The sequence below is a fragment of the Paenibacillus xylanexedens genome (assembly GCF_007676705.1).
GTDB lineage: Bacteria > Bacillota > Bacilli > Paenibacillales > Paenibacillaceae > Paenibacillus > Paenibacillus xylanexedens_C.
Window position 1 is genome coordinate 2075575 of the sequence record NZ_VEBF01000001.1, and the last position, 11693, is coordinate 2087267.

Annotated in this window: 12 protein-coding genes; 1 reads left to right on the plus strand and 11 read right to left on the minus strand. The window is 41.3% G+C overall.

Annotated features, from left to right (window positions below; all coding sequences use genetic code 11):
• Positions 1 to 33 precede the first annotated feature (33 nt).
• The 10 genes from FS628_RS09325 to FS628_RS09365 form a co-directional block, all read right to left on the minus strand.
• Positions 34 to 204, minus strand: coding sequence for a hypothetical protein (locus FS628_RS09325; protein ID WP_222125202.1), 171 nt, complete (start codon positions 202 to 204; stop codon positions 34 to 36).
• A gap of 690 nt (positions 205 to 894) precedes the next feature.
• On the minus strand, positions 895 to 1977 hold the full coding sequence (locus tag FS628_RS09330) for a GmrSD restriction endonuclease domain-containing protein (RefSeq protein ID WP_145321076.1): 1083 nt from the start codon (positions 1975 to 1977) through the stop codon (positions 895 to 897).
• Position 1978: 1 nt separating this feature from the next.
• Positions 1979 to 3028 carry an adenine-specific methyltransferase EcoRI family protein gene (locus FS628_RS09335; RefSeq protein ID WP_145321078.1) on the minus strand — a complete coding sequence of 350 codons (1050 nt, stop codon included), beginning with the start codon at positions 3026 to 3028 and terminating at the stop codon, positions 1979 to 1981.
• Positions 3029 to 3636: 608 nt separating this feature from the next.
• Positions 3637 to 3780, minus strand: coding sequence for a recombinase family protein (locus FS628_RS33010; protein ID WP_313958576.1), 144 nt, complete (start codon positions 3778 to 3780; stop codon positions 3637 to 3639).
• Positions 3781 to 3844: 64 nt separating this feature from the next.
• Positions 3845 to 4075, minus strand: a complete 231-nt coding sequence (locus FS628_RS33015) for a recombinase family protein (protein ID WP_313958560.1) — start codon at positions 4073 to 4075, stop codon at positions 3845 to 3847.
• Between the two features lie 248 nt (positions 4076 to 4323).
• On the minus strand, positions 4324 to 4665 hold the full coding sequence (locus FS628_RS09345; protein WP_145321080.1) for a BRO-N domain-containing protein: 342 nt from the start codon (positions 4663 to 4665) through the stop codon (positions 4324 to 4326).
• A 448-nt stretch (positions 4666 to 5113) separates the two neighbouring features.
• Positions 5114 to 5440 (minus strand): nucleoside triphosphate pyrophosphohydrolase, encoded by a 327-nt coding sequence (locus FS628_RS09350; RefSeq protein ID WP_145321082.1) that lies wholly within the window; start codon positions 5438 to 5440, stop codon positions 5114 to 5116.
• Between the two features lie 186 nt (positions 5441 to 5626).
• Entirely contained in the window at positions 5627 to 5938 is a 312-nt protein-coding gene (locus tag FS628_RS09355) for a hypothetical protein (protein WP_145321084.1), read from the minus strand.
• Between the two features lie 12 nt (positions 5939 to 5950).
• The gene (locus FS628_RS09360; RefSeq protein ID WP_145321086.1) at positions 5951 to 7066 is read right to left on the minus strand and encodes a WXG100 family type VII secretion target; all 1116 of its coding nucleotides are present in this window, start codon (positions 7064 to 7066) and stop codon (positions 5951 to 5953) included.
• Between the two features lie 174 nt (positions 7067 to 7240).
• The gene (locus tag FS628_RS09365; protein WP_145321088.1) at positions 7241 to 7762 is read right to left on the minus strand and encodes a hypothetical protein; all 522 of its coding nucleotides are present in this window, start codon (positions 7760 to 7762) and stop codon (positions 7241 to 7243) included.
• Between the two features lie 141 nt (positions 7763 to 7903).
• On the opposite strand from FS628_RS09365, the gene FS628_RS09370 reads away from it, so the two are divergent.
• Positions 7904 to 8245 (plus strand): helix-turn-helix domain-containing protein, encoded by a 342-nt coding sequence (locus FS628_RS09370; protein WP_036606225.1) that lies wholly within the window; start codon positions 7904 to 7906, stop codon positions 8243 to 8245.
• A gap of 225 nt (positions 8246 to 8470) precedes the next feature.
• On the opposite strand, the gene FS628_RS09375 is transcribed toward FS628_RS09370, so the two are convergent.
• Positions 8471 to 11608 (minus strand): DUF3427 domain-containing protein, encoded by a 3138-nt coding sequence (locus tag FS628_RS09375; RefSeq protein ID WP_145321090.1) that lies wholly within the window; start codon positions 11606 to 11608, stop codon positions 8471 to 8473.
• Between the last annotated feature and the right edge of the window lie 85 nt (positions 11609 to 11693).

Sequence of the window (11693 nt, forward strand, 5' to 3'; positions counted from 1 at the left end):
GCAGCCCAAATTGGAATCGCTGCAGCTTCTTCTCTACTTCCCTGTCCCTCGCTCAAAATACGCATGCAACCGATACAAACAAATCTCCTTCGTCCAACGATACAGCAACGCCCGTTCCTCTGCATCCTGCACCTGCACATTCAGCGAGAACACGCCATCCTCGAACCGCGCCATACTGCCCTTCGCCCCACTCCGCAAGCCCATGATATCAACGATATAAAATCATATAGAAATAGTGCATCATCAACATCTGAATCCGACCTCTATAATCCAATATCACATGCTGATTGGCCAGAATTCAATTTTGAGGATTTAGTTACAGAACAATCGGATATCGTAGTACATGTAAAAGTTCAGATACACAAGCGAAACCACATGTTGATGGGCAGCCACAAGCACAACTGGCTACATTGGAAATTCTTGATACAATCAAGGGACACTCACATGATAAAATTGTTTTGGATCAAGCTCTAGATTATGTTGAAAAAGGGAACACATAGTCATCAAAGAAGTAGACGGTCTATATACTAGTAACATCCCAAATTTCAAAGGAAGTTTCACAGAATTAAAAGCTTTTGAATCAGCTTTTGATAGTGAACAATCTAGTTAGAATTAATTTTCAAATGGAGAAGTAGTTGATATCACCTACTTCTTCCACTTTGTTTTCTATTATCAAACTTATATAAAGGAGATGTGTGGGTTGCGTAAAATGGACAATTTCTGATGTGACAGTATTCGCTAAGAACTTTTCTCTTACTATGTTGAATTAGCATCTGAACTTAGCTAAACAGAAAACCCTTAGAACGAATCCTAGAGGGCTACAACTGTTTATTCTTCGTGCTGCTTTATGTTTATGTAGAGGGTATTTTCTCTGTAATTTAATCAAGGCTTTTTTTAAATTCCTGATTTTCTCCTATTATCATCTTTACATAGCATTTGACAATTATTAGCAGTCGTTTTACCACCTCCATGCCAAGGGGTTATATGGTCTGCTTCCATTTCATTAAGTTCAAAATGCTTTCCACACTTAACGCAGACTCCTTGTTGTCTTTCGTATGCTTCTCGCTTTTGGTTGTCGGTGAAGGCACGGATGTTTAAGTGTTTCTCTTCTCGAGTTAAGACGTAAGTATAAATACCTCTTTTATTTGTTATATCTTCGTCTTGCATTAATTCAGAAATTTCTTTTTCAAGTTTAGCAGAATCAAAATTTTTACTTTTTAATTCATTATACAGAAACCCCCATGGAATACCTTTCATTTCTTTGCGGTACTTTGGAAATACAGCTTTTACCCAATTAATTACACTTTGAAAATATAGCCACAATTCATTAGCATTAGGCTCGTGTTGGTGTTCAGCCATATATCGCTCAATGGAATCATTACTTATCCATTTTATCGTGGTTTCTAAATAATCCTGCCTAATTGGTGTTCCACTTAAATGATCGCTTCCAATACCGTAGGCTGGACAACTGTTCTTACTAAAATATCTTTTAGCATCAGAAACCCACGAACCAGAATAAACTGCATTTCTTAATTCTTGGTCTGTTAGTTTTTCACCAGCGATGTTAATTGTTTTGAACCATTCCAATTTTTCGCTATCCGTTCCGCTACACAAATATACCATTAGTTTATAGTCCAAAATTTGTTCTTGTTCATCTTTTTGTAGATTATGAAAGTATCTGTTTTGATAGGCAAAATCACCTTCTACAAACTGACTAATTGATATGGTACGTTGTTGTCCATCAATAACCTCAAAGTTTTCCTCTTCACGTACAGCCCAATACATTACATTAAGTGGAAAATCCTTTGTGATGGTATCAATAACAGCATCTCTTTGTTTATCCTTATAGATAAATTCTCTTTGGTATGGTGGACGAATATCCAATTTGCCCTCATAGCCAACAACTCCATGTTCTTCGTTATCTTGATAGCCATTTGTCAACTCACGGACTGTAATTTCTTTAAGTTCTATATTCATATTAATTTCCCACTCTCTTATTTCTGACAAGTATTCTAGCGTAAGGAACATCAACAACTCCATCTGTAATCATATATAAATCACCATCAACTGCACCCCTTTTTTGAATTTCTTTCCGATATCTTTTATGTTCTTCTTTGTATGGTTGAACACCAACTTCTAAACCTGAATTAGATATGCCTAGACCAATAATTTCAAATTGGTTTTGATTGTGTTTATCTAAAAAGGTAATAGGTACTCCCATAACACCTTCATAATCCATCGGTATATCTTTAACCTTATTTACATTGATGGCATTGAAGTTTTCATACTTTGGATATTCTTCGGGATTGTATTGCTTATAAAGTATTAAATCCTCGTGTCGCTTTGATAAATCCATATTTGTAAACCAGCATATACTTCCTAAACTACGATATTTAATTCCATCTTCACCAATTCTAAACCGTGTTTCCCTTGGTTCATAATAATCAGGAACTTTAAATTCCATATCACCGCTGTTATTACCAAGCCATACTTTATTTTCCTTTAGTAAAGCAAATATCTCTTTATATGTTATTGCATTTTGATTTCCAATAATTAAAAACTTTTTATCATATTCCATAAGTTGCGCTATATATTCTCTGAATAATGAAAATGGTGGATTTGTTACGACAATATCAGCTTGTTTTAGAAGTTCGATAGTTTCTTCACTACGAAAATCTCCGTCACCGTTTAAGTACTTAATGCCTATATCCTCTGGGTCAGGTACATTCTTTCCGCTTTTATCACCTTCATATTCTAAATAAATGGCTTGTTCGGATTCATTTTGGCTAAACAAGTCCATTTCTTGATTTTTATAACAAGTTGCAATTAATTTTTTCAGACCTAACTTATTAAAATTGTATGAAAAATAATGGAAGAAATTACTTACTCGTGGGTCATCACAATTGCAGTAAACAACTTTATCTTTAAAGTGGCTTTTGTAATGTTTTAGTTCCCGTTCAATATCAGTTAATTGAGTATAAAATTCGTCTTGTTTTGATGTTTTCGCATTATGTTGACTTCTTGCCATTTTTACTACACCTCTTCATCACTGTAGATTACATTTCGAATAAATCTTTGCCCTATTCCATTTATGCAACTACCTTATTAGTTGTCCTTATTCTTTCCCTAATCATTATATCAAAGTATCAAAGATATTGAGTTTTTGTTTTTTACCCGAAAAGACATCAAAACTCACTTCATAAATTCGTAGAATAATATCTGTATCCTAGGTCTGCACCTGTGCGTACAATCATTTCAAGAAATATGGTACGGAACAAACGAGGGTAAACTTTACCTTGACAACATAATGCGATTCATTCGGCACTGGGTGGATCTAATCACAAAACCATATAAGCCTAAGCCTTCTAAGGCATAGAAATGAGCCATCCTGACCATTATCATGGGATGGCTCTGTCTTAACATCCACTTATATAGCCTCTCAGCGCTCTCAGACTGTGCTAACGGTCTTAAATGGCTCAATATTACTCTCACCCGCTTTAGTTGCTTCTAGCTTCCTCCGATTTAGTTCACAGTAAAGTGAACCCTTGCTTACGTCAGTCATTTCTTGAATCTACGCTATTGTAAATTCTCCGCTCTCGTATAGCTTAACTGCCTTGTCTAGCTTCTTCTTATCTGTCATGGAACGACCACCCTTCCGTCCACGCGCCTACCCGCTTCTAGCCCTGCTACAGTTCGTTCATGGATGATTGACTTCTCAAACTCTGCAAATACAGTCATCATGCCGAACATTGCCTTACCTGCGGCCGTAGAGGTATCAATGTTATCAGAGAGGCTAACGAACTCAAAGCCCTTCTTTTCACTAGATCAAGTGTTATTATTAGCTTTAATGTCGAACGTACCAAGCGGTCAAGTTTGAATACAATGAAAGTATCACCTTCACAAGCGTATCTAAAACCCTCTCTAGTTCGGGGCGGTCGTCTTTGCCACCGCTCGCCTTCTCATAATAAATTTTGTCAAACCCGAACTTTTCTAGTGCATCCATTTGTGAAATGAGCGACTGGTAGCGGTTGGTACTCTTGCTTAAGCTATTTTCATTGATGTTCCCCTTTGTCATTTCAATATTTACACTCTACCAAAAACATACCTTTTCGTAAATATGATTTCGAAACGAGTTTCGTACTGAATTCAATGGGTTATTCTCCATAGAAATAGCATCTAAAAAAACGTTTCATAAACAATCGTTTTCGTACTGTTGTGCACATAATTAACACGAGCCTTCAGTGATTCTAGAGGCTCGTGTTCTTTGGTCATTTTCATTTTCTTAAAAATCGACTTTTGCAGTGGTCTTACTTCAAAAGATCCTTACATCTCGTTCTTTAAGACGAGTTCAATAATAAGCCGTCTTATTGCTTTTTCATTTTCTAACTCCTTTTCAATTTTTTCTCGTATTATATAACCACCTTGTTCAAGAATGGAAGGTATTAAAACTTTATTCAACCACCGCATAAATGCCCTAGCTTCAGCTTTCCTTGTTGTCATCGAAATTAGTGAGTACAGCCCTATCTCGTTAACAATTGTCATCAACTCTTGATTTCCCCAATGACAGTCACCACAATGAGAATTTTTCTCATAATAGAGCTTATCCATCGCTTGCTTGGTATCCTTATAATTTAGGGCCTTACATATGTCTTCAGCTACCCACATAAATCTTTCTGATCCCGACTACTATGTGAAATCCGGGTCCAAATATGTGATGTTTTTAGATAATACAGGTTCTTACTACACCCAAAAATCTGAAAACTTATTACTCGAAGAATCGGATGGAAAATTCCCCTCTAGTATTAAAGGCTTGAATAGAAATTATAGTCTGGAGGAAATCGCATTAGAAATATCTAAAATTACATCTGACCAATAAACATAGACCAGAATAATTTAAAATTCCTGTCCGTAATCAACCATTAAACGCAATTTTATTGGGAAGGATTCCCTTGCTCCGAGAGATCCACCCTAACTACCCGCACTGCAAAAAAAGCTGCCCGATCCCCAAGTGGGTATCGCTGCAGCTTCTCTTCTCTGTTCTATGCTTCTATACCCCGCTCAAAATATCCGGGTAATCAGTTCGTCTGCCAAGTTAACTGTAATGAGTTTAACGTTAAGCTTCGTCGACATCGATCAGATACACCCGTTCTTGGAATCCACCACGCGCCTCCGCTTTGTCTGACCGCAGCTTATCGAGCTGCGCCGCATTCGCACCGTGTACCTCTGCTAGCGCCCGGATCACTTCCAACATGTCGGCCAGTTCCTCCAACGCTTCCTGATCGCTTCCTGCACTCATGTATTCTTCCGATTCTTCACTCAGCTTCGTTCGTAATTCTTGCTTATATTCCTCCGGGTCCAGAATGCGCGTCCGGCATTCCTTACCACTGGATGTGATAATATGCGGAATCTTGTCCCGCACCAATTTGTTGTATGTAGGCATGTGGTATAACATCCTTTCTGCTGTGAGAGCCTTCGAGCCTTGCGCAAGAATCTCCCTTTTTGCCATTATACCATTTGCTATGGGGAGGGATGGGTTGATTTTGTAAAGTAGTGGATTGGATTGAGGAGATAAAAATAGCCCATGACTACTCCGTACAGGAGTTGAAATAGGCTTATGTTTTTAACATTATTCCTCAATGGATTGAATCGCATATTCTATATCCTGCTCCATATCCAGATCAGGATACTTCTTTTGCAATTGAAGAAGACAATCTATAAATGCTCGACTTTGGAATTCAGAAGATAGATCTTCAAATATCTCACTGAGCCAATACAAATCTTCTTCTCCGCATTGATTTAGAAATGATATGGCACTCTGCTCATTCTCTTTTAGAATGTCTACCATCTCTTTCCATATCGTTTGAATAGTTGGATCGTCGGGATGTAAATCTTTTCTCTTCTTTACTAATGAGATAACTTTTTCACTGTAGTCTATCATGGTTCGCTCTCCTCACGGTTGTCTTGAGTTATCTGGAGTAATCGTTCCGATCTGTCCATCGTTCTTGATCACTCCTACTCTAACGTTATTATAGTTTCCAAACATCCATTCACCGTCACCTTTAACTCTGTTCTTGGGAAGATTTGCTACGTACTCACCTGACTTTTTGATATCTTCCGATGTCCACTCCTTAGGGAACCATGCTTGGCCCTCTCCACTTCTCTTTGCTTTATTTTTGTGATTAGGTATATTACCAACCCGTACACCGTTTTCATATTCTTTAGCAATGTTAAATGCGATCTTATTTTTAAGTAAGTAATTAATATTATCTTGACCGTGACCACCATTGATCAATCTATTTTTAGAATTGAAGTCTCCAAGTGAAGCATGGTGAATTCTTTCATTACTTACTGTAATTTTTCCACCGATCATACCTTTTGGGATTCCTAATCCTTCTTTCGGAACCTTATAACCCCTATTATACGTTCCTGTAAAAGCCAACACGAGCTTAGCAGTCTGTAAACCTCCAATAGAAACTGCTGCTTGCCATGCTGGTATAGATTCTCCAGTTATGGGATGATGACCTTCCTTAAATGCACTAATCTGTTCATCATATATATCCTCACCACCAGACTCCGGTTGCTTCGGTCCGGCTCTCATTTCTTCATAGGTGCCACCATTTTCCCAATACTTAACAAACTGCTTTTGCCCTGGCATTCCATCCTCTGCTTCACTGGCAGGCATGTTAACTCCAAACAAAGGATTATATACCAATCGTCTTTGTTCTTCTGTGTTACCTATATTATGGTTCATCATTGTATGGGCAGCAATCTGTCCAGCAACGGCTCCCAAGCTCACCTGTTCCTGATCTGCTTGTTCGAATCTCTCGGCAATCGAGAACAGATCTTGGGACGACTTAAACATACTTTCCAGTGCTCGATCAAGTACTGAACGTGACTGCTGAAAATCAAAGAAAAATCGTTCCTGCGTTGCTCCCGCCCACTGAGACTGGATGAATCCGATCCTTGCAGTCAGGTCATTACGTATACCTTCCAACTGCTGCCTGCCCTGCTCAATCTGTTTAGATACATGCAGCAGCTCCTCCGGTGTTACTTTAATTGTACTCATATCATTCTCCGCCGTTAGAATTAGGATTTTACAATGTTAGCAGAAGTTTGTAGCCAATACATCCACCCATTATCCTGATTTTCCCTTTCTTCAAATGAGTACCTTTCAGTACTTATAATCCTCCAGTCCCATTCCTGGGAAAGGAACCTCCAGATCATCATGGCATGCCTTATATCAGGAAAACTTTGTTGAATTATCATTCAATCGAGTGGCTAACTCCTCCAATATGTCTTCCGTTCGTTGATGAAGCTTTTCGATGTTATCAAGGTCTAAATATTGATTCTCTTGGTATTCCTCAAAAGATGACATATGTTGCATCGTGCAGATGAACAAAGCGATATCCAATCCGGGTTCAGTGTCCGTATGCACTAAAGGCAAGATTTCATTCATGGTGAGTTCCTTGGGTGGATGAACCGAATGATACTTATGGATATAAAGCGCCTTAATCATGGAGGCTAGAGCCCAATCACATAGAATCAGGCAGGCTTTGAACTGATTGTGATTACGCATGATTGCGGCAAGTTTGAGATGATACTTAGCATGTTGGTGATAGTCCATTATTTTGGTACGTAGCATATGATAAGCAGGAATATGTTTGGACCTAGGTTGTGTGGAGATATCATGGTCTTGCAAACGTGGGGTAAAATCTACTTGGTGATTACAATGTGCTTCGGTTATGGACCAATTTCTTGCCATTGTCATCCCTCCAAAGAGTTAATACCAGTATTATACAATAAAATGATACATATAGTAATCAAATAAAATATTTGTATTCTTCGTTTGGTGTTTACCTTGAGGAAACTTGTCTACACTTTTGAACATAGAGAGGTGAATACCATGAACGAGGACAGAGAAGTTTTGAAGCTAGTCGGAGCCAGAATTCGCGCACTACGCAAAGAAAGAGGGTATTCACAGGAATCCCTCGGAGAAAAAGGTGGATTTCATTTTTCATACATAGGACAGATCGAACGTGGAGAAAAGAATGTTTCTTTGGTGAACTTGGCAAAGATCGCTGAGTCACTGGATGTTAATTTGATTCAATTATTTGCTTATATAGAAGAAGAGTTTGAGGTAACTGAAGATGAGAAACAAATCAAAGAAATTGTACAACTGCTAAGAGATTCTTCTCCTGATAATATTCGTGTAGCCAAAAATGTTATTAAAGGAATATTGATGTGAAAATGGCAAACCCTATCCGTCCATTTATGGATTGATAGGGTTTCTCTCTACTCGAACTTGGAAGAAGTTAACGAAGTAATTACCTGATTTTTCTTAAAAAAAGTCCACATAAAGCTAAGAAGAGCAACAATCCCGCCAACTCCCCCTAATTTAGATATAAATTGTCCATCCAAAATTCTATCCCACATGACCTTGCCTCCATACATATTCTGATACTACTAGTTTTTAAACAATACACTTATTCGCCACCGCCACCATCTTCGCAGGCATCTCTTCCCGCAGTCGCCACACAAAGCTCATCGGTTTGTTCCCCTCATGACTCACATAATCGGCTTCACCCAGGAAAACAAATGGAGACGTATAGTTATGTTCCTCTTTATACTCCCTCACGAACAAGGCAATCCGGTTACCTGTCTCCCGGTGATGAATATACCGCTGCGCGGTAGCGGTGCGCTCCGACACCCGACTCTGAGTCTGCCAATGGAAGAGACGCTCGTTGATCGCATAATCCTCATACAGCGTAGATGGTGAGAAATCTTTGTCCGATTTGTTCAGTGTAATGAAGAAGATATCCGTCTGTTCATCTGCAAAATACTTCACGCCTTCACGGAAGGCGGGTGATTGCTCAGCGTTCCAGTAGCCGAAGGCGGCAAGCACTTGGTCAATAGAGTACATACAGTGGATATCCAGTGGACAAGTGTATGGGAACGAATTGCTTTTATCCACAAAGCGTAGATGAGCCAGATTATATTTGAAAATATCCACAAGCTCTGCTCGGAATGCCTCACAAGACAGCACACGCTGCACACCCTCTTCAATGCTGCTCAACCCTAGTTTCTCAGGTGCGGCCCGGTGGAAAGTGTAATAGAACATCATGAACATGCGCCGTTCATCGGCGGTAGTAGGTTCTTTGCCTTTTTCGATATAGTCAATCAGGAACGTCAGCCAGCTTCGGGAGTTAATCGTCAGCACAGACGGTAGTCTGCGGATGTACTCCTCGTGTTCATCTTCAATGGGTGCTGTTAATCCAGCTTCGGCCAACATGCCGCGGAAATACCTTTTCCCCGTACGTCCACCATACAATTCATATAGTGTCATCCCGTGATGCTCCACAAAATGAGCCAAGATCAGCGGCAGTCCGGTGTCTTGCTGGAACGTTTGAAGCTTCTGGATCAACGCTCTGCGATTACGACTCATTTGCTTTAAGTTGCGCATAATGTATTCTTTCGCTTGCTTTTCCAATTGAATGAACGTGCCGCGTGGCAGGTTCGAGAAGCCGTTCTCGACGTAGTATGAGATGGAATGTTTAGTGGCGCCAATCAGAGCACGGAACTTATCTTGGAACCTGTACTCCTGATGCGCTTGTCCGATGAAGTCGAGCACGGTCAGGCACTCTTTGCCCTCCGCCATCCGTAGTCCACGTCCCAACTGTTGCAGGAATACGGTCAGACTCTCGGTAGGACGCAGGAACAGAATGGTGTTCACCTCAGGGATATCCACGCCCTCATTGTACAGATCAACGACAAAGATCACGCGCAGTTCCCCGTTCACCAGCTGTCCTTTCGCAGAATGGCGTTCCTGTTCGCTCGACCCACCGTGCAGGGCCATGGATGGAATGCCGGCATCGTTAAATATTTTTGCCATATACATCGCATGATCCACCCCGACGCAGAAACCGAGTCCCTTCACATCATCCAGATCGGTTACGTATTTGTTCAGACTTTGGATGATCTGGTTAGCACGGATTTTGTTATGGGTATAGAGCTTCTCTAGTTCATTCAGGTCGTAGCCTTTACGCGACCACTTCACCTGAGATAGATCGACAGTATCGGTGACGCCAAAATATTGAAAAGGACTCAGCAGCTTCCGGTCAATTGCATCGGTTAAACGGATCTCGGCGGCAATCGTATGATCGAAGTAGGCGGTAATGTCTTTGCCATCCATCCGTTCAGGCGTCGCGGTGAGTCCCAGCAAAATCTTCGGTTCATAGTGGGACAACAGCTTCTGGTACGAAGGCGCTGCGGCATGGTGGAATTCATCCACAATGATGTAATCGTAATAGTCTGGGCTGGTGATCTCCGTCAGCTTCATGGAGTTAAGACTCTGAATGCTAACAAACAAGTGGTCCAGCGCCTCCGCTCGGTGATTCCCGACATGCAGCTCGCCAAAGTTCATATCCTTCAGGATATACCGGAACGTGTCCCGGCTTTGCTTCAAGATTTCTTCCCGATGGGCAACAAAAAGCAGCTTTGCTCCCGCATGGCTTGCCCGGAATCGCTTGTAGTCAAAGGCAGAAATGACCGTTTTGCCAACGCCTGTGGCGGCAACGATCAGATTACGGGTTCGTCCATACAGCGTACGCTCGGCGTGAAGCTGTTCCAGTACTTCTTTTTGATAATCGTAAGGCTGGATGTCGAGGTGAAAGTGGTTGGACTGATCTTTTTTGCGATTCAGAGCCGCCTTCAACTGTGCCTCATTTCCCTCATCCTCAGCCACATACCGCGTAAATTCGCGATCATTCCAGTAACTTTCGAAGGTCGCTTCAATCTTGCGCAGCACGTCGAGTGAATCCTTCTCCGTCACCTTGAGGTTCCACTCCATACCACTGGTCAGCGCCGGGTTGGATAGGTTGGAAGAGCCGACATAGGCTGTAGTGAATCCAGTATCCCGGTGAAAAATGTACGTTTTGGCGTGCAGCCGAGTCACTTTGGTATCATAGGAAATCTGAATCTCCGTGTTAGGTAGTTTGCTGAGTTCAGTAATGGCTTTGAGGTCGGTCGCTTCCATATAGGTGGTCGTGATGATCCGCAACTTCCCGCCACCAGCCGTGAACTGTTGAAGCTGTTCCAGAAGCAGGCGAAGTCCGCTGAATTTGATAAACGAAACCAGCCAGTCGATCCGATCGGCGGTCACGATCTCCTTTTGCAGCTCCAATAACATACTCGGCTCGGACTTGGCACCTGTGAATAAAGAGCTTTGGGAGATCGGCGTATCTGGACGAACGATTTTGGTATCCCGGACCGCACGAATGCTGTTCAGCTTGGAATACACATGGGTCAACACTTCCCCCTGCTCATCCAGTTGCAATTCGTTGTACTCTTCTTCCCCCAGTGTGCCTTTCAGAGTAGCAATAATCTCATTACACGTTCGAATCTGCGCCAACACTGCCGTCTTATCTTCCGTCTGTTCCCGCACAATCTTGAGCGCTCGCCGGGTCACTAACGCCAAATACGTGGACAGCAGTTTACGCGCTTCTTCTGCATCCAGCTTCTCGGTCCCAATGTTATACACATCCGGGTCCAGCGCCGAAATCTCCTGTCTGGTGATGGTGTTGATAAGCTGTTCATATATACCTTGTTTCATGAATATACCTCGTGTGGGTGTAGGATGGTTGTGGATAGTTCTCTATGTATATGCTTAGCTGAAAATTGCTTCTTCTATATTATCG

Coding starts and splice junctions, on each gene's coding strand:
- FS628_RS09325 (WP_222125202.1), bottom strand. CDS start 204: ATGGGCTTGCGGAGTGGGGCGAAGGGCAGTATGGCGCGGTTCGAGGAT.
- FS628_RS09330 (WP_145321076.1), bottom strand. CDS start 1,977: ATGAATATAGAACTTAAAGAAATTACAGTCCGTGAGTTGACAAATGGC.
- FS628_RS09335 (WP_145321078.1), bottom strand. CDS start 3,028: ATGGCAAGAAGTCAACATAATGCGAAAACATCAAAACAAGACGAATTT.
- FS628_RS33015 (WP_313958560.1), bottom strand. CDS start 4,075: ATGACAAAGGGGAACATCAATGAAAATAGCTTAAGCAAGAGTACCAAC.
- FS628_RS09345 (WP_145321080.1), bottom strand. CDS start 4,665: ATGTGGGTAGCTGAAGACATATGTAAGGCCCTAAATTATAAGGATACC.
- FS628_RS09350 (WP_145321082.1), bottom strand. CDS start 5,440: ATGCCTACATACAACAAATTGGTGCGGGACAAGATTCCGCATATTATC.
- FS628_RS09355 (WP_145321084.1), bottom strand. CDS start 5,938: ATGATAGACTACAGTGAAAAAGTTATCTCATTAGTAAAGAAGAGAAAA.
- FS628_RS09360 (WP_145321086.1), bottom strand. CDS start 7,066: ATGAGTACAATTAAAGTAACACCGGAGGAGCTGCTGCATGTATCTAAA.
- FS628_RS09365 (WP_145321088.1), bottom strand. CDS start 7,762: ATGGCAAGAAATTGGTCCATAACCGAAGCACATTGTAATCACCAAGTA.
- FS628_RS09370 (WP_036606225.1), top strand. CDS start 7,904: ATGAACGAGGACAGAGAAGTTTTGAAGCTAGTCGGAGCCAGAATTCGC.
- FS628_RS09375 (WP_145321090.1), bottom strand. CDS start 11,608: ATGAAACAAGGTATATATGAACAGCTTATCAACACCATCACCAGACAG.